Annotated in this window: 9 protein-coding genes and 7 pseudogenes; 4 read left to right on the top strand and 12 right to left on the bottom strand. The window is 36.0% G+C overall.

Annotated features, from left to right (window positions below; all coding sequences use genetic code 11):
• Positions 1 to 21 precede the first annotated feature (21 nt).
• Positions 22 to 904: pseudogene (gene htpX, locus ACLKMH_RS14845) on the bottom strand (protease HtpX).
• 197 nt (positions 905 to 1,101) lie between these two features.
• On the opposite strand from htpX, the gene ACLKMH_RS14850 reads away from it, so the two are divergent.
• On the top strand, positions 1,102 to 1,380 hold the full coding sequence (locus ACLKMH_RS14850; protein WP_413698858.1) for a peptidylprolyl isomerase: 279 nt from the start codon (positions 1,102 to 1,104) through the stop codon (positions 1,378 to 1,380).
• A 166-nt stretch (positions 1,381 to 1,546) separates the two neighbouring features.
• On the opposite strand, the pseudogene secF reads toward ACLKMH_RS14850, so the two are convergent.
• From secF to ACLKMH_RS14900, 10 genes and pseudogenes are all read right to left on the bottom strand, one after another.
• Positions 1,547 to 2,495 (bottom strand): annotated as a pseudogene (gene secF, locus ACLKMH_RS14855) (protein translocase subunit SecF).
• A gap of 19 nt (positions 2,496 to 2,514) precedes the next feature.
• Positions 2,515 to 4,377 (bottom strand): annotated as a pseudogene (gene secD, locus ACLKMH_RS14860) (protein translocase subunit SecD).
• Positions 4,378 to 4,473: 96 nt separating this feature from the next.
• On the bottom strand, positions 4,474 to 4,806 hold the full coding sequence (yajC, locus tag ACLKMH_RS14865; protein WP_413698859.1) for a preprotein translocase subunit YajC: 333 nt from the start codon (positions 4,804 to 4,806) through the stop codon (positions 4,474 to 4,476).
• 85 nt (positions 4,807 to 4,891) lie between these two features.
• Complete coding sequence (gene tgt / locus ACLKMH_RS14870; RefSeq protein WP_413698860.1) at positions 4,892 to 6,022, bottom strand: tRNA guanosine(34) transglycosylase Tgt; 1,131 nt, start codon at positions 6,020 to 6,022, stop codon at positions 4,892 to 4,894.
• A gap of 156 nt (positions 6,023 to 6,178) precedes the next feature.
• Positions 6,179 to 7,223, bottom strand: a pseudogene (queA, locus tag ACLKMH_RS14875) (tRNA preQ1(34) S-adenosylmethionine ribosyltransferase-isomerase QueA).
• Between the two features lie 126 nt (positions 7,224 to 7,349).
• Complete coding sequence (locus ACLKMH_RS14880; RefSeq protein WP_413698861.1) at positions 7,350 to 7,772, bottom strand: DUF4124 domain-containing protein; 423 nt, start codon at positions 7,770 to 7,772, stop codon at positions 7,350 to 7,352.
• A 423-nt stretch (positions 7,773 to 8,195) separates the two neighbouring features.
• On the bottom strand, positions 8,196 to 8,906 hold the full coding sequence (gene phoU, locus ACLKMH_RS14885) for a phosphate signaling complex protein PhoU (protein WP_413698862.1): 711 nt from the start codon (positions 8,904 to 8,906) through the stop codon (positions 8,196 to 8,198).
• A gap of 116 nt (positions 8,907 to 9,022) precedes the next feature.
• A pseudogene (gene pstB / locus ACLKMH_RS14890) lies at positions 9,023 to 9,837 on the bottom strand (phosphate ABC transporter ATP-binding protein PstB).
• A gap of 45 nt (positions 9,838 to 9,882) precedes the next feature.
• Positions 9,883 to 11,539 (bottom strand): annotated as a pseudogene (pstA, locus tag ACLKMH_RS14895) (phosphate ABC transporter permease PstA).
• Between the two features lie 61 nt (positions 11,540 to 11,600).
• Positions 11,601 to 13,828, bottom strand: a pseudogene (locus ACLKMH_RS14900) (ABC transporter permease subunit).
• Positions 13,829 to 14,328: 500 nt separating this feature from the next.
• Here ACLKMH_RS14900 and ACLKMH_RS14905 point away from each other — a divergent pair.
• From ACLKMH_RS14905 to ACLKMH_RS14915, 3 genes are all read left to right on the top strand, one after another.
• Positions 14,329 to 15,531 carry a helix-turn-helix domain-containing protein gene (locus ACLKMH_RS14905; protein ID WP_413698863.1) on the top strand — a complete coding sequence of 401 codons (1,203 nt, stop codon included), beginning with the start codon at positions 14,329 to 14,331 and terminating at the stop codon, positions 15,529 to 15,531.
• Positions 15,532 to 15,716: 185 nt separating this feature from the next.
• Complete coding sequence (locus ACLKMH_RS14910) at positions 15,717 to 16,367, top strand: DUF1566 domain-containing protein (protein WP_413698864.1); 651 nt, start codon at positions 15,717 to 15,719, stop codon at positions 16,365 to 16,367.
• Positions 16,348 to 17,001 (top strand): DUF1566 domain-containing protein, encoded by a 654-nt coding sequence (locus ACLKMH_RS14915; RefSeq protein WP_413698865.1) that lies wholly within the window; start codon positions 16,348 to 16,350, stop codon positions 16,999 to 17,001. Before ACLKMH_RS14910 ends, ACLKMH_RS14915 begins: the two co-directional genes overlap by 20 nt.
• A 62-nt stretch (positions 17,002 to 17,063) precedes the next feature.
• On the opposite strand, the gene ACLKMH_RS14920 is transcribed toward ACLKMH_RS14915, so the two are convergent.
• The gene (locus tag ACLKMH_RS14920) at positions 17,064 to 18,716 is read right to left on the bottom strand and encodes an EAL domain-containing protein (RefSeq protein WP_413698866.1); all 1,653 of its coding nucleotides are present in this window, start codon (positions 18,714 to 18,716) and stop codon (positions 17,064 to 17,066) included.
• Between the last annotated feature and the right edge of the window lie 290 nt (positions 18,717 to 19,006).

Here is a 19,006-nt window from a genome sequence, read left to right on the forward strand (position 1 = left end):
ATTTTTAAATGAAACCTTCACTTAAAAGGTTTCTTGCATGTTTTTTAATGCGTCAATGCGGTCTTCTAGAGGCGGATGAGACATGAACAAACCACCACTACGTTTACCGGAAATACCAAAGGCCATTAAACTACCTTCAAGCTCTGGTTCACGCCCTTTTTGTAAGCGCTCTAGAGCGACAATCATTTTGGTTTTTCCAACTAATGATGCAGACGCCCTTATCTGCACTAAATTCGCGTTTTCTTGAATAGTACATAACAATGGTACTCGCTAATACACCAAACACCATTTCTAACACAAATACGATAATGAAGTAAGAAAAGCCATGTCCCGATGACTCTTCATCTCGGTTGCCACTTAAGAAATTGTCAATAATGCCACCGACAATTCGTGCGAGGAAAATAACAAATGTATTCACTACACCTTGAATTAATGCAAGTGTTACCATATCACCGTTAGCGACATGGCTTACTTCATGTGCTAGAACGGCTTCAGCTTCATCACGAGTCATATTATTTAACAGACCAGTGCTAACAGCAACTAGTGCTTTATTTTTGTTCATACCTGTAGCAAATGCATTTACATCAGGTGCGTCATAAATTGCAACTTCAGGGCAATCTATGCCTACTTTTTGAGATTGCGCTTTAACAACTTTAAGTAACCATACTTCTGTTTCACTACGAGGAGACTCGATGACAATGGCACCGGTAGATCGCTTTGCCATCCACTTTGAAAGTGCTAAGGAAATTAATGAACCTCCAAAACCAAACACCATCGCTAATATTAACAGGCCTCCTGTACTTCGAGAGTTCATGCCAGTAAAAGCAAAAATAATATTTAATACAATACCTAATACCAATACAACGGCTAAGTTTGTCATTAAAAATAGAATAATACGTTTCATAATTACCTCAAAATGTAACAAGTCTACTCATTAATGCTATTCGTTCATAAGCTGTTCAAAGTAGACAATTAATAAAACCAAAAAGTGATTTCACTTAGACATAATATGACCTTTGTTGTTTTTTGCAAGCTAAATATTGATTGATCTCAATTTTTACTTTATCGTGCGTCTTCACTATTTATAAAAAGGAAATAATCATGGCTTTAGCAAGTGCTCGTCATATCTTAGTTAGTTCTGAAGAAAGTTGTTTAACACTGAAAAGTGAAATTGAAGCGGGTTCTGATTTTGCAGAAGTAGCTAAAAAGCATTCAACTTGCCCATCAGGTGCTCAAGGTGGCGAATTAGGTGAGTTTGGCCCAGGTATGATGGTACCAGAATTCGATAAAGTTGTTTTCAGTGCGCCAATCGGTGAAGTTCAAGGCCCTGTTAAAACACAATTCGGTTACCACCTTTTAGAAGTAACTGCTCGCTCGTAGTTTAAATATTCACGAGCTTCTAGTCTTGAGCTACGAATAAACATAAGCTACGAATTTCGTTAATATATTTTCGAAGCTAATTATTCGCCTCTCGAGGCTCTTAATTCAAGACAAAAAAATACCACTTTTAAAGTGGTATTTTTATTTGTACTGCTAGAAAAATCTATTACATCAAAGGCTCTTGATCGGCACCTTCTTTTTCAACCACTTCTGGAATCATATGCTCACGGCTAACGCCTAATTTAACAGCAAGTGCACTAGCTACATATATAGATGAATATGTACCTACAGCAATACCAATCAATAATGCCGTTGAGAATCCATGAATCAAAGCGCCACCAACAACAAATAATGAAATTAATACAAATATAGTTGTACATGAAGTGATCATAGTTCGATTAAGCGTTTGCGTTAACGAATTATCAACGATTTCATCGGGTGTTGAAGTTGCCATCAATCTAAAGTTTTCACGAATACGGTCAAATACAACAATAGTATCATTTAACGAATAACCCACTACAGCAAGCAACGCCGCTAAAACCGTTAAATCAAACTCTAATTGGAATAACGAGAAAACACCAAGTGTTAGAATAATATCGTGTGCAAGTGCTAGTACCGCCCCCGCCGCTAAGCGCCATTCGAAACGCATGCTCACATAAATCATGATACAAATAAGCGCAATGATAATGGCAAGACCACCATCTTCCGCTAATTCTTCACCAACATTTGGTCCAACAAACTCGATACGACGCATATCAACATCGCCGTAATTAGCGACTTGTAATGCTTCTAGTACTTGTGTACCAATCACAACACCTTTTACACCATCTTTTGGTGGAATACGGATCATGATTTCATGACTACTACCAAAGTGCTCGCACAATAGCGTTAGGGAAGCTTGCATCCGATAAACTTGTACGTATATCAGGTAAAACCGCCGGTTGCTGAAAGCCTACTTCGATTAATGTACCACCGGTAAAATCAAGTCCCCAGTTAATGCGATTAATACCAAGCGAAGCAATTGAAACAACAATTAATAATATTGAAAGCCAAGATGCTGGCTTTGAATATTTCATAAAACGAATAGGAGATTTCGCTTTAAATAATTCAAACATAATATTTCCTTAATCCGTTTTAAATTGAAAGTTTCTTAATATCATTACGTCCGCCCCAAAATGCGTTAACAATAGCACGCGTTCGAAGATAGAAGTAAACATAGAAGTAGCAATACCAATCATTAGTGTTACTGCGAAACCTTTAATTGGTCCAGTACCAACAGCAAACAAGATCATTGCTGTGATTAATGTGGTGATATTTGCATCGGCTATAGTAGAAAATGCGTTTGAATAACCTTCATTAATTGCTCGTTGTATAGATTTACCAGCATTTATTTCTTCTCGAATACGTTCAAAAATAAGTACATTAGCATCAACCGCCATACCAACGGTTAGTACAATACCTGCAATACCTGGTAGCGTTAATGTTGCTCCTGGTATCATAGACATTAAACCCACTATCATGATGATATTTAAAACCAACGCAACATCTGCAATTAAGCCAAATTTACGGTAATAGAAGAACATAAAGATAACAACGGCAAGTAAGCCATAAACCATGGCTTTAACACCATTATCAATGTTTTGCTTACCAAGACTTGGACCAATGGTACGTTCTTCGACGATTTGAATAGGCGCAATCAATGCACCGGCACGTAGTAATAAAGCTAAGTTATGCGCCTCTGCTGAATTATCTAAACCAGTAATACGGAAACTACGTCCTAGTTGCGCTTGAATAGTCGCAACGTTAGCAATTTCTTCACGTTTACCGATTTCAGCTTTACCGTTTGCTTTTGTTTTACCCGTTGGTAAGTATTCAATAAATAAAGTCGCCATTGGTTTACCAATGTTGTCCTTAGTAAAGCGAGACATTTTACTGCCACCTTGAGAATCTAAAGAAATACTTACCTGCGGACGACCATATTCATCGTTACTAGATTGAGCATCTACGATGTGGTTACCGGTTAAGATAATACTTTTCTTCACCACAACTGGATTACCATTACGCTCTTTGTAAACAACACTTGAAGAAGGTAATCGACCTGCTAAAGCGTCATTAATATCAGTGTCGGAATCAACCGCGTGAAATTCAAGCGTGGCTGTTGCACCTAAAATTTCTTTCGCTCGAGCAGTATCCTGTACACCTGGTAATTCAACAACAATTCTGTCTGTACCTTGACGTTGTACTAGTGGTTCAGCGACACCTAACTCGTTAACACGATTACGTAAAATGCTTAAGTTTTGCTGTAATGCATCATCTTTAGTCGCTTTTAATTCTTCTTCGCCCATTGCAATGGTTAAAATGAATTCACCATTTTCTTCTGTATCTGTAAAAAGAAAACCTGGGTTAAGTGGTTTTAAATGTGCTTCAGCTTCATCTAATGTTGCTTGATCTGTAAAACGTAAAACAACCCCTGTTTCGCTACTATCTTCACGAATACCACGAAAACGAATTTTTTGTTCACGTAATTCGACACGGAAATCTTGAACCATCTGCTCTTGCGCCTTTGCAATAGCTTCGTCCATATCAACTTCCATTAAGAAATGAACTCCACCACGTAGGTCAAGGCCTAATTTCAAAGGAGCGCCACCGATTGCTTCTAACCATGCTGGTGTTGCGGTACGCTAAGTTAAGTGCACTAACAAAGCCGTCGCCTAATTGATCACCAATTGTTTCTCTAGCAACGAGTTGATCTTCATTTGAATTAAGACGAATTAATATTTGTCCATTTTCAAGTACTGTACTTTTAGGCGTGATGTTCGCTTCACTTAATAATGTTTCTACTTTACTAAGTGTGGCTAGTTCGACTTTTGCACCACGGGTTGCAGAAATTTGAATTGCGGGATCTTCGCCGTATAAATTTGGCGCTGCGTAAAGTAATGTGAAGAGTACAATGAAGCCGAGCAACAGGTACTTCCACAGGGGATATTTGTTTAACACAATACAGTCCTTTATGTACTGCTAATCACAATGACATTGATATTTGTGATCAGCATGAAAAAAAGGTGAGACTTTTGACCGTCTCACCTCATTTAACTAGATAGATTTCATCGTGCCTTTTGGCAGAATTGCTGAGATAAAATCTTTTTTAAGCGAAATAACGTTGTTTTCGTTTAGTTCAATTTGAACATAATCGTTTTCATCACTGATTTTAACGATACGGCCAATTAAACCACCACTTGTTAAAACTTCATCGCCTTTACCCATGCTATTCATTAGGTTTTTATGCTCTTTAGTACGACGAGCTTGAGGGCGATAAATCATGAAGTAAAAAATACCAGCAAAAATAACCATCATGAAAATAAATTGGTAAGGGCTTCCCTCTGGTGGTGCTTCAGTCGCATGTGCTTGTGAAATGAAAAAACTCATTGTATTTCCTTTAAATTAAAATTAATGTTGTTTTATTATAGGTTTATTACAAACGCCACCCTAAAGTGACGATTTTTTAATCTATTTACTGCTTTTCGTTTAGTACTGGTTTTTCAACACCGATGCGTTTATAAAAAGTATCAACGAATTCGTCTAATGTACCTTGCTCAATGGCATCACGCAAACCTTTCATTAAACGTTGATAGTAACGTAGGTTATGGATCGTATTTAAACGCGCCCCTAAAATTTCTCCACATTTGTCAAGGTGATATAGGTAAGCACGAGAATAATTTTTACAGGTATAACAGTCACATTCTGCATCTAAAGGACTTGTATCTTCTCGGTGTTTAGCGTTACGAATTTTAACTACACCATCTGTTGTGAATAAATGTCCATTACGGGCATTACGTGTTGGCATGACACAGTCAAACATATCAACACCACGACGCACACCTTCGACTAAATCTTGCGGTTTTCCAACGCCCATTAAGTAACGAGGCTTTTCAGCTGGAATTTTTGTAGTAACATGATCTAAGATTCGATGCATGTCTTCCTTAGGTTCACCAACAGCAAGCCCACCAATGGCATATCCATCAAAACCAATTTTCTCAAGACCTTCTAGCGACTCATCACGTAAATTTTCGTAACAACCACCTTGAATAATGCCAAACAAGGCATTTGGGTTTTGTTGCTCATCAAAACGTTTACGACTGCGTTCAGCCCAACGGAGCGATAGCTTCATTGATACATTTGCTTCATCTTCAGTGGCTGGATAAGGCGTACATTCATCAAAAATCATAACAATGTCCGATCCAAGGTCGTACTGAATTTCCATTGAAATTTCAGGTGATAAGAATACTTCAGAACCATTGACAGGACTACGAAAGTAAACCCCTTCTTCTTTGATTTTACGCATTTTCCCTAAACTGAAAACTTGAAAACCGCCTGAGTCGGTTAAGATCGGCCCTTTCCATTGCATAAAATCATGTAAGTCACCATGCTGTTTAATCACTTTTTGCCCTGGTCGTAACCAAAGGTGAAAAGTATTACCCAATAAAATTTCCGCACCTGTTGCAGAAACTTCTTCCGGGGTCATTCCTTTCACTGTGCCATAGGTACCAACTGGCATAAAAGCGGGTGTTTCAACGGTACCACGTTCAAAGGTTAAACGACCACGACGAGCGCGACCATCTGTGCCTAATAATTCATATTTCATTTTTATTCCTCGTCAGAAAAACAGTCCGACATAGTTTGGTTTAGTGTAAAATTTGATTCAAAAGTTCAATTTATTAGAAAGTTATACTGCCTACTCATACTTTTATTGAACAAAGTAAGTTTTACTTAAAATAAACTGTAAATGTTTAGGGTTAAGTTATTTATGCTTAGTTAAAAACATTGCATCGCCATAACTAAAGAAACGATACTTTTCTTGTATGGCAATTTTATATGCATTATCAATATTTTCTTTGCCAGAAAAAGCACTAACCAGCATTAATAAGGTTGATTCAGATAAATGGAAGTTAGTTAACATTGCATCAATCACTTGAAATTGATATCCCGGGTAAATAAATATATCGGTTTCTGCAAAATAAGGGGCTAACGGTTTACCTTTCGCCAAGGTTGCGTCAGACTGCACTTTCAATAGAACGCACAGATGTTGTACCAACAGCGATAACTCTTCCGCCTTTCTTTTTAGTGGCAATAATTTTATCAACAACTTCTTGAGACACTTCTGCAAATTCACTATGCATATGGTGTTCAAGAATATTATCTACTTTGACCGGTTGAAAAGTGCCTGCTCCTACATGCAAAGTCACAAAGGCTAAATCAACTCCTTTGGCCTTTAGTTGCTCTAAAATATTCTCATCAAAGTGTAATCCTGCAGTGGGAGCCGCTACTGCACCTGGTTTTTTGTTATAAACAGTTTGATAACGTTCTTTATCAGCATCTTCATCGGGTCTATCAATATAAGGCGGTAAAGGCATATGGCCAATATTTTCTAACACTTCTAAAACAGACTTATCATCCTCGATGTGAATTTCAAAAAGTGCACCTTGACGTTGTACCATAATGGCATCAACACTATTTTCTAAACGTAACTTACATCCAGGTTTAGGAGACTTCGAACTACGAACATGTGCTAAAAAACACTTTTCATCTAATACTCGTTCCACTAATACTTCAATTTTACCACCGGTTTCTTTTTCACCGAACAAGCGAGCGGGAATAACGCGGGTATCATTAAATATAAGTAAGTCGTCTTTGTTTATTAGTCCAATAATATCGGGAAATTGTAGATGAGTAATATCACCTGATACGCCATCAAGAGAAAGTAAACGACTGCCACTTCTTTCAGCTTTTGGATAACGTGCAATTAAGGATTCAGGTAATTGAAAAGAGAAATCAGAGACTTTCATAGGGGATTCCGCAAACGCCAAAATAAAACGCGCAGTATACCCGTATTCAATAAAAGTGCAAAATTAAGCAAGGCCATTTGTAGTGTTTATATATACCCATAATTCTTTTGTAGGATTAATGTACAGCTACTGATTTTTTGAAAGTTCTAAAATAGCGATAGGCTGGTTTGCTTCATTTGTTGTCATCTGTACATTTTCTTTTTGTATAGCAGGTTGTTGTTTGACACTTAGATCAGTTGATGAATTAATGGCATTCGTATCTTCTTTTACCATCACATTTCTAGGCATATTGTTACTTTGCAATGGATCAGGACTATTATTTTCATTGTCATTATTAGGGGTGATATTCTCTGATTCTAGAATATTAGTGACTTCGACTGTTTTCGTCGTTAATTTATCACCTTGTACTTCAACTTCTGGTGGTTTCTTGTCTGTAAAATGCATTACGCCATTTTCATCTAACCAACTGAAAACAGTTTCGGCTTGGGCATCATTATTAGACATTGAGGATAAAGTGATGATTACTAAACTTAACAGAAAAAATTTCATTGTTTCTATCCCTGAAACTCTAAAGCTTATCAAAAAGTATTTTATCTAACATCATGACAGCTAAGTAGTTGTTCATGCAGTTAAAGCATCTGATTTCTAGATTTATAAAACTCGTTATAAAACTCGTTATAAAACTCGTTATAAAACTCGTTATAAAACTCGTTATAAAACTCGTTATAAAACTCGTTATAAAACTCGTTATAAAACTCGTTATAAAACTCGTTATAAAACTCGTTATAAAACGAGGGTATAGGTAATGACGTTATTTAAAGTCCAGTGATTAAATTTATGTAGGACAATCAATTATAACGAAAGGGAATTTAAAAGGTAACTATATATATGATGAATATAAGATATAAAATGAGAACTAGACAGCATTAATGCGGAAAGTTCTCATTTTGAAGGCGCCTAAAGAATAGAAGTTCAATCTTCTAAAATTGAATTAAGCTCTTCTTCAGTAGCATGGCGAACATCAACACCTTTTACTAAGAAAACTATTTGTTCACATACGTTTTGGCAACGATCTCCAATTCGCTCAATTGAACGTGCTGAGTTTAATACTTTTAGAATAAACGGAATTGAACGTGGATCTTCCATCATAAAGGTCATTAATTCACGTAAAATACTTTCATACTGACGATTTACTTTTTTATCTTCATTATGAATACTAATAGCGGCTTCGATATCCATGCGAGTAAAAGCATCTAAAGAATTATGTAACATCTTTAATACTATCTGCCCCATATTCTCAAGACCAATTAAAGACGGCACATCTTTTTTAGATTGGTTTTCGATAACCATAGATGCAATACCAGTTACACCGTCACCAATACGTTCAAGTTCAGTTATCGTTTTCATTATCGTTAAAATTAAACGCAAATCCGATGCGACTGGTTGGCGTTTAGCGATGATACGTGAGCATTCTAAATCAACTGTAGATTCAAATTCATTTACTTCTTTATCTTTTGCGATAACTTGGCGCGCTAATTCAACATTATTATCAGCCATCGCGATTAAAGCATCATTAAGTTGTTGTTCAATCAAACCACCCATCTGCATGACTTGATTGCGAACATTTTCTAATTCACTATTAAACTGACCTGATATATGACGGTTAAGATCTAACGTTTCCATTATTATTTCCTTTTAACAAATTCTTTTATATTATTTACGTTGTTTGGAGTTTCATCCAAAATGTTACGAGAACATGTTGTTTAACTCTTTCAAATTAAACAACACTTTTACTCTTTCTAGCCGTAACGCCCAGTAATATAGTCTTCTGTTTGTTTCTTAACGGGTGCTGTAAACAAAGTATTTGTATCTGAATACTCGATAAGTTTACCCATGTACATAAATGCTGTCTGGTCAGAAACACGTGTCTTGCTTGTTGCATATTATGAGTAACTATCACAACGGTAAATTGCTCTTTAAGTTCTGTTATCAATTCTTCAATTGTTAATGTTGAAATTGGGTCTAAAGCAGATGTTGGTTCATCTAATAACAATACTTCTGGCCCGATAGCTATTGCGCGTGCGATAACTAGACGTTGCTGTTGACCACCAGATAAACCAAAAGCATTATCATGTAATCTGTCTTTTACTTCTTTCCACAATGCGACACTTTTTAAAGATTTTTCTGCCGTTTCATCTAGAATACGACGATCAGTAATTCCCTGTAAACGAAGCCCGTAAACAACATTCTCATAAATTGATTTAGGGAATGGATTTGGACGTTGGAATACCATGCCGACACGACGACGTAGCGTCGCTACATCAACAGACTTATCATAGATATTGATACCTTGAAGCTCAATGCTTCCGTCTACACGACATATATCAACTAAATCATTCATACGGTTAATACAACGTAATAAAGTTGATTTACCACAGCCTGAAGGACCGATAAATGCAGTTACTTTGCCCTTTGGTATTTTCATTGAAACATCAAAAAGCGCTTGTTTGTCTCCATAATAAAGGTCTAAGTCTTTAACTTCTAACGCCGTTTCATCTGAGCTTAGGTGTTCTAAAACGTCTGCTTCTGTGCTTGATTCTGGTAATGTGATCATTTTTTATTCCTACAAATTCTATAAATATATTTAGCGATTAAATTATTAGTGTTCTAGTGCGCGATATTTTTCACGTAAATTATTACGTATCGCAATAGCTGTTAAATTTAACCCGATAATAACGGTTACAAGTAAAAACGAAGTTGCATATACCAATGGTCGAGCGACTTCAACATTAGGGCTTTGGAAACCAACATCATAGATATGGAAGCCTAAGTGCATGAATTTTCTTTCTAAATGTAAATATGGGAAGTTACCATCTATTGGTAACGTAGGTGCCATTTTAACCACACCAACTAGCATCAAGGGTGCAACCTCACCAGCTGCACGTGCAACCGCTAAAATTAATCCGGTCATAATGGCAGGACTTGCCATCGGCACGATAATTCGCCATAGGGTTTCAGATTTTGTAGCACCTAATGCAAGCGAACCTTCGCGTAAAGAGCTTGGAATACGGCTTAGACCTTCTTCAGTTGATACGATAACAACTGGTAAAGTTAAAATAGCTAATGTTAATGCAGACCAAAGTACCCCGGTGAACCAAAAGTTGGTGATGGTAATGCTTCAGGATATAACAATTGGTCAAGACTACCACCAACAATATAAACAAAGAAACCTAAACCAAATACACCATAAACAATAGAAGGTACACCTGCCAAGTTTATTACTGCAATTCGAATGAACTTAGTAATGCTGTTTTTAGGTGCATATTCGTGTAAATAAATGGCGGCAACAACACCAAAAGGTGTCACGATAACAGCCATCAACATAACCATAAACACAGTACCAAAGATAGCTGGGAATACACCACCCTCTGTATTTGCTTCACGAGGATCAGAGCTAATAAACTTAGCTGTTTGATGAAACCAATGTTGTACTTTTTCAATAAAAGACATTTTATTTGGTAGATAAAAATCTAGCACATATGAGATTGGCATAACAACATCACGGCCAGTCATATCTGTAATAACGACTGAATCTTGTTTTGCTTCATCACGATAAGCAAATAAGGTCTTTTCAAGTACCAGATATTCATCCTTCAAAGCTTGGCTTTGATTTGCAAACTCAGCGATTTTAGCATCGGTTAATTCACCGTCTAAATCAAGTTTACGTTGTTGTAGTCGAATTCTATCTAACTCGTAGTTAATACGACCTATATCACCCGTTAAAAGATCTTTCTCTTTATCACTGAGAGCTTGTGTAACTTCTAGGCGTTTTGCCAATTCAAGCTCAAGTTCATCACCAGAGATTGGAAGTGCGACGCCGTTCTCTTGAATAGCTTTAATAAAGCCGTAGAAGTTACCGTTTTTAACGCGTTCAAGTACAACAATGTCTTCAGGAACATGTTTATCATTAATAACTGTTTCTAAAATCCACTGGAAATCTAGATCAACATATTCACGGTTACCTACTTTAATCAAATAGCGTTCTAACGTATCAGGTTTATTTTCTAACCCTGTAATACCCGCATCAAGCAATTGTTGCTTAAGCACACTTTCACTATCGTAGATTTCACCAATGACATTGCTGTGTTGACCTTGTTCGTCAACCATATCAAATTGGTATACCGTGGCTGGCCAAAAAAGCTTAGGCCACGCCAACCGATGAGAACAAACAGCCCGATCACCATGATCAAACTTAAACTTACTGCACCACCTGTCATCCATATCCAAGGTGTACCAGATTTAAACCACTTATTCATATTTTTTCCTATTAACACGCTACAGTTATTACTAGCAGATTATTGTTTTCATTAAATTACGTTACAAGCTTGAATACTTTTCACGTAAGCGTTGACGTACAAGTTCTGCCACCGTATTAAATATAAAGGTGAAGACAAACAGTACAAATGCAGACTAAAAACAACACACGGTAATGTGAACTACCTACTTCAGATTCTGGCATTTCAACGGCTATGTTTGCAGATAATGAACGCATACCCTCAAAAATATTCCAATCCATAATAGGAGTATTACCCGTCGCCATTAATACAATCATTGTTTCACCCACCGCACGACCAGTTCCCATCATAACTGCTGAGAAAATACCTGGGCTTGCAGTTAAAATAACTACTTTAGCAAGTGTTTGCCAAGGAGTTGCACCTAATGCCAGAGAGCCCATTGTTAAACTCTTTGGCACACTGAAAATCGCATCTTCCGCAATAGAGTAGATTGTCGGAATAACGGCAAATCCCATCGCAATACCAACAATTAGCGAGTTACGTTGGTCAAAGTCAATGCCTAATTCATTGGTTAAATACATACGTGTATCACCATCAAATAACCACATTTCTAGCGTAGTGCTAAAGCTCATTGATAGGTAACCAGCAACTAATAGAACGGGTATTAAGATTAGCGGATGAATGCCCTCAGGAATACTCTGTCGAGTTTTCTCCGGTAAAAGAGTCCATAATAAAGCGGTACGCTAAGATACTTAAAGGAAGTACAATTAAGAGCAGAATAATGCCAGGTAAATGACTTTCAATTAAAGGTGCTAACCATAGACCTGCTAAGAAGCCGAGTATTACTGTTGGTAATGCCTCCATGATTTCTACTGTTGGTTTTACATAAGAACGAATAGAAGAAGACATAAAGTAAGCGGTATATACTGCGCCTGAAATCGCAATAGGCACAGCAAATAACATGGCATAAAAAGCGGCTTTAATGGTACCAAATGAAATTGGCACTAAGCTCATTTTAGCTTCAAAGTCATCACTTGCAGAAGTTGATTGCCATAAATAAGCAGGTTCAGGGTAACCTTCATACCAAACTTCCTGCCATAATGCTGACCAAGTAATTTCAGGATGCTCATTTTCTATTTCGTATAATGTAATTAAACTGTCATCTTTTACTAAGATTGAGTTTGCTCGAGGAGAAAAGGTAGCTGATAATTTTGCATTATCACTAATTTTCTCATGTAAAAGGCGAGTATCACCCGTTGTGTGAAAAACAGATAAATAACCTTGATCATCAGTGGTTAAGAAACCTTTACGATAATACTCTGGCACAATGCTACCAACGTGCATTTCCGCATCGAAGTCACGAATAAAAGTAAAGTTTCTTTTATTATCTTTTAACACTTCAAACCATTGGCTGATAGTACCATCTTCATTAGCAACGATTAACGAACTTGCTCCAGTTAATAAGGTCATATCAGAGACATGGGTATTTATAGCATTAATAGGAAGCGCAGATTTAATGCGAATATTATTTGTTTCAGAAATGTCATAAACGACTAACTCATCACCAGAGCGAACAAATAAATGCCTTAAATTTGGGCTAATTAACATTTGTGAAACGTTTTTAGGGAATGAAGGTAATTCGAAAAGCTCCTGTTTCCAAGTCGTTTCTTCGGTCATCATATTGACACTTGATGTTAATGAAACAAATAAAGCACGTTGATCACTTGTTAATGCAACAATAGCGGCTCCTTCATCTGAAATTTCAAAAGTAACAGATTCAATTGAAGCACCTTGAGGATCAATATCTATTAAAGCTTCCCCTAGAGGATAGTCAATGGTCGCACTAATAAGACGTTTATTATTTGGATAACTTGTTTCAAAGTCAGGCTTAAAGATAGAGACTTGTCCCATATCATTAGCAAGCAAATAAATGTTTGAGCTAGGTGACGATTTTGCAAATGCAACAGGTTGATTTAACATCGATTTTGTCAATAAAACTTCACCTAAATCATCATCACGCAAAGAGTAAAATGACAATTCTCCTTGTTCTGTTACCTGGTAACCTATATCGTTTTGCTCATCTAAACCAAGGGCATAAATTGCCTGGTTATTTTTTTGAGTAAACTGTTTTTCTACTTCGATAGTTACCGGTGCAAAAATAGGGAATACGACATAAAGTAAGTAGCCAAAAATCAATAATAATGTGACTAAAACTAAGGCCCCACCACTACTGATACTGTATTTAACTATTTTATCTTTTATTACACGTTTTTGGTTCGCGCGTAACTGGTTTGATAAATCGCTGTGCATTAATACTCTCCAATATTATAGATAGCGAGGAGTATATTGTCGCTTTATGACAGTTATATGACAGTGTCCGTTTTTGTTAGGTTTGACGAGGTTTTATATTATTATTAACGGTTTGTTAGCTGTTTGTAAGGGTTATTTACCTATAGTTGGGCTTAGATTACTTTTCAGATACAATTACAAGATTAAATAATAACTATACCCATGCCACCTCAAGATGCTTTGTCAGGCGAAACCTCGGATACCAGAGCAAGGCGCAACATGAGATAATGGTTATTCCCTTTTTGATTGTTGCAACGCAGGACTGGTTTTCGAGGTTGCGCCTCGTAGGGCAAGGCAACTTGCACCAATCTGCGTTGTTATAAAATCTCTATGTAGAATAACTATACTTCAATTTTATGCCTAGCATCTCGGTACAATTTGTCTTGCTGGCTTTGCATCTTGAGGTAGCATGGGTATATAAGGATGTTTATTCTTGAAATTTTTAGGGTGCTCACTTAATTATGTATGAAATTTCAAATTATGGAGTTGCTCACGTTGTCTTTATTCTTAGCCTATTATTATTACGACCACGGAAAGAGTTACATGAATATTTGCTAATAAGTTGGTTTATATTTTTAACCATTCCTCTATTGTCGCGTACTTTTGCCCCTGATATGTTGGATATTTCATTTCCTATTTTTGAAATGCATCTGATGTACCCTCTTACCTTTGGCCCTTTTTTATGGCTTTATATAAAAAGTTTAATTGGTGATTTAACAAAGTTTGATAAACAAAGTTACATTCACTTTCTTCCTTTTATTTTTATCTCCTTATATCAGATTATCTTTGAACAAAAATTTACACCGCCAGGAGAAAGACAAGACCAAGTTTCTATTTTATTTGATCAATTCGTTATATGCCTTAATTTTGTTTCAGTTAGTAGTTATTCGACACTATCTATTTTACGTTTAAGAAAACATGGGCAACAAGTTTTCAGCCATTTTTCTGAAATAACGACACAAGTAAATTTAAAGTGGTTATATTGGATCATAGCTTGGTTTCTTGGTACCTATATAATCGCAACTGTTACACCTTTATTATCTTCCACTGAAATTTTCACACACAGTTTTTCATTAACTATCTTTGTATTTATGTTAAGTTTTTTTAGTTTACAGCAACCTTCTCTTTTTAAAGACATTCATCAATCAAAGACAAATAAAAAACAACTGGATATAACAGTTGATGAAAAAATTGAGTTTAATTGCTTAACAGAAACAACAATGACAAGTAATGCGATTAGTGCGCAACATGAACCATTAACTAAAAAAGTAACCTGCCAACAGAAAAAGTCTAAATATGAACGTTCTGGTTTAACTGAAAGCCAATCTTTAAGGTATCTAAAAAAGCTTGAACACCATATGACAACAGATAAACCTTATTTAGATGCAAATCTAACAATAGAAAAGCTGTCAAAACAACTTACGATTCCACGTCATTATTTAACACAAGTCATTAATGAACAATTGCATAAGAACTTTTATCTTTTTGTAAATGAATATCGAATTAATAATGTAAAGGAGCTCATTAACGATATCGATAATTCACAACTCACCTTACTTGATATTGCTTATGCATCTGGTTTTAATTCAAAATCGACTTTTAATGTCGTATTTAAAAAAATTACCGATATGACCCCATCTCAATATAAAAATAAAAAGTTCTAACTTAGCGGTTTTGGTAACCAACTGATTTTAAATTGAATTTTATGTTTTGATTGTACGTTTTAATACTTGTAACAGGGTTCGGACTTAGCGGGTTAAGCGAAATTTATCTGTAAAAGATACATAATCCGCTTTAAGAATTTCGTTTCTATAATCCAAACCTGAAAGTAACAATGAGGTATTAAATAATGAACACATCACTACATAACAAAAAAATACGACACAACAAAAAATTCTTATTATCAACGCTGTCTTTATTGGTTCTAACGGCAACTGGGTGTAGTGAAACTATCAATACTGTTAGTTCTGAGGTTGCTCTAAACCTAATGGACAAAACAACTCCTAAAGTTACTTTTGTAGTTGTAGATACTCAGCAGGAAAAATGTTTTGATAATGCGGGTGCTGAAATGGTTTGTGCATCTGAAGGCGAAACGCTGTATGGCCAAGATGCTCAGTTTATGGGAGTACAAGCTTCTTATACTGATAATGGCGATAAAACCGTCACGGATAATAATACTGGTATGATGTGGCAAAAAACACCTGACTATGAACACTATTCATATGATGACGCAATTGGATATTGTGAAGTTTTAACCACGGCTGGTTATACCGATTGGCGCTTACCTACTATTAAAGAATTATATTCATTATCTGATTTTAGAGGTGAAATTGTTAATCCGCGTAATGAAAGTGAAAATACACCTTACATTGATACTGAATATTTTGATTTTCGATATGACAAACGAATGGCTTATATCGGTCAGTATTGGTCAATCACTAAATATACATTAGGCCCTGTGCATAATACTGAGAATGTTGATGCAGACATTTGGTTATAACTTTGCCGATGGCCATATTAAAGCCTATGAAACCGGTTTTAAATTTGGTACCAATGACCAAAGTATCGAAGCACCGGGTAATTTTGTTCGTTGTGTTCGTGGTGAAGAAAATGTTTATGGTGTAAACGACTTTGTTAAAAACAATGACGGAACAGTAACAGACCAAGCAACCGGTCTCATGTGGCGACAGTCAGATGATGGTAATAGGAGAGACTGGCAAACTGCAATGGCTGATGCGCAATCATCAACTCTTGCCGGATATGATGATTGGCGTTTACCAAATATTAAAGAACTTCAAAGCATTGTTAAATATGGTGGTGAAGTTGGTTCATGGCCTGCGATTGATATTAGTATTTTCACATTAACAGGCGAAAACACAATTGATGATCCTTTATGGGTTTGGTCGAACACAACCCAGGGAGACTTTAAATATTCAGCTAACTATATTTCTTTTGGTAAAGCCTTCAGTAAAAAGAATTCTTCAGCGACGGAATATTTTGACTGGCACGGTGCTGGCGCACAAAGAAGTGATCCTAAAACAGGCGTTCCATCTGATTATGATATGTCTTCAGAAAATGCAACAGATTTGGTGATGACAAAAAACTATACCTTGTTAGTTCGTAACATTAAATAAAATCTAAATAGCTGGATCAAAAGTGTCAGTTTTTATTGGCAGTTTTGATCCCTTTTTTACTATTAAGGTTTATTTTCAAGCCAAACACTTTCATCAGAAGGACGATATACACCAAAACCTTGAATTAATGAGACTCCCATATCCAACATAGCCTGCTCCATCTCTGGTGTTTCAATACCCTCAGCAAGCAACTCGATATTATGTGATTGACAGTGTTGTACTAAATACAATATTAAATCACGACAAGCTTTACTAGACAAAGCTCCCCATACTAGGTCCTTATCTATTTTAATTTGCAATAATGGTAAACGGAATAAACTGGTAAGAGAGCTAAATCCAGCACCAAAATCATCCAAGGATAAATGAAATCCACGTTTATGTAATACATGTAGTTGTTCAACACCACGTTTTTCAAAATCTAAAAGGTGTGATTCCGTTATTTCAAATATTACCCGTTCAGGTACCAAGCCTACAAGGCGAACAATTGATTCAGCTTGTTGTGCAAATTGGCCATCTAGTAATTGAATAACTGAAACATTGATATTTATTGATGGGAGGTCATCATCGGCCTGATCATAATTAACTAAAAACTGACAACTTTTACGTAACACGGATAAACCAAGTGTCGCAATATGACCCTGTTGTTCTGCAATATTAATAAATTCATCAGGTCGAACCATTCCTAACTGTGAATGTGTCCAACGTGCTAGGGCTTCATAACTAATAATTTTTTTGCTATTAATATCAACAATAGGTTGTAGGGCAATGCTAATTTGATCCGCAGATATTGCATCACCTAAAGCATCAATAATGGCAAAATATCGATCAATGTTCTTTTTTACATCCCCAGTATACATTGATATTTTTTTATTTAAGCGTGCATACTTTACCGTTTTAAGCAAAAGACTAAGTGCATTCTGTGCCAGAAAGTCACGTTCGTGAATGATACCGATAGCAATATCATCTGCAGATACCATGCAATCGGAACTTTCGTCATTAACAAATAGATTTTTTAAAGACTGGCCGATAAAAGAAGTCATATCTGTACTTAGAGGAGAAAAACACCAAACAACAAATACATTTGGACTAACACGATATAGTTTACTGCCACTTGGTAGAAACGATTGTAAGCCAGATTCAAGCATTTCTACAATTTGATGTATGACTTGAATACCCCAACGGCGCTGGTAATGATAAAAATGTTCAATGGATATACCGTAAATGACACCTTGGCTTAATGGGTGGCATCTGCTGATATCAGATTCCCATTTTTCACAATTAAATAAACCCGTTTCTCTTTCATGATAAATAGCATAGGAAAGATTTTCATTTAATGACTTTTGTTCAGTAATATCTCGATGGCAACCAACCATATAAGTTTCATTATTCTCTGTAACCATAATACCAGTGGCTTCAATCCAGATATATTGACCCTCTTTGGTTTTTACTCGATACTGGCTTACCATTCTCTCTGTATTAGCTTCTTTATGTGATTTGACTCTTGCATTGAATGTTTTAACGTCAACAGGATGCATCAATTTAACCCAGTCCTCTAAAACTGAATTAACTAGTGGTAAATCGAATTGTTCATAGAAGGTACTATTATAGAATTGAACGGTATCATCCTTGCCCATGTACCAAAGCCCGTCCGTAGAAGAGTCAAAAATGTGCACTAGTTTATTAAGTAATGCTAATTGTTGATTATTCTCTTTCACTTAAGACTTTCCTAGGGTTTTACCAATTATAAAAAATTAGTTGGTTTATGTTACTGGTTTAAATTTAGATAACATATTTAACCTAATGAGCATCAAATCATTACTAATTGATTTTAAATGATTAATTAATCTGCATATGAACATATAATGTTATCTATACAATAGGTTAGCTTAATTAGACAGAAAATAAAGTAAAAGATAATGAAAAAGGGTCATCACAGTAGAACTGAGATGACCCATATGTTTGCATTTATTGGTATTGAAGATTAACTGACGCTAAAAAGTAATTA

The organism is Psychromonas sp. KJ10-10, assembly GCF_047323245.1.
In the GTDB taxonomy this organism is placed as follows: Bacteria; Pseudomonadota; Gammaproteobacteria; order Enterobacterales; family Psychromonadaceae; genus Psychromonas.

Excerpts from the sequence above, each read along its gene's own strand:
- ACLKMH_RS14850 (WP_413698858.1), top strand. The coding sequence starts at position 1,102 with ATGGCTTTAGCAAGTGCTCGTCATATCTTAGTTAGTTCTGAAGAAAGT.
- yajC (WP_413698859.1), bottom strand. The coding sequence starts at position 4,806 with ATGAGTTTTTTCATTTCACAAGCACATGCGACTGAAGCACCACCAGAG.
- tgt (WP_413698860.1), bottom strand. The coding sequence starts at position 6,022 with ATGAAATATGAATTATTAGGCACAGATGGTCGCGCTCGTCGTGGTCGT.
- ACLKMH_RS14880 (WP_413698861.1), bottom strand. The coding sequence starts at position 7,772 with ATGAAATTTTTTCTGTTAAGTTTAGTAATCATCACTTTATCCTCAATG.
- phoU (WP_413698862.1), bottom strand. The coding sequence starts at position 8,906 with ATGGAAACGTTAGATCTTAACCGTCATATATCAGGTCAGTTTAATAGT.
- ACLKMH_RS14905 (WP_413698863.1), top strand. The coding sequence starts at position 14,329 with ATGTATGAAATTTCAAATTATGGAGTTGCTCACGTTGTCTTTATTCTT.
- ACLKMH_RS14910 (WP_413698864.1), top strand. The coding sequence starts at position 15,717 with ATGAACACATCACTACATAACAAAAAAATACGACACAACAAAAAATTC.
- ACLKMH_RS14915 (WP_413698865.1), top strand. The coding sequence starts at position 16,348 with ATGCAGACATTTGGTTATAACTTTGCCGATGGCCATATTAAAGCCTAT.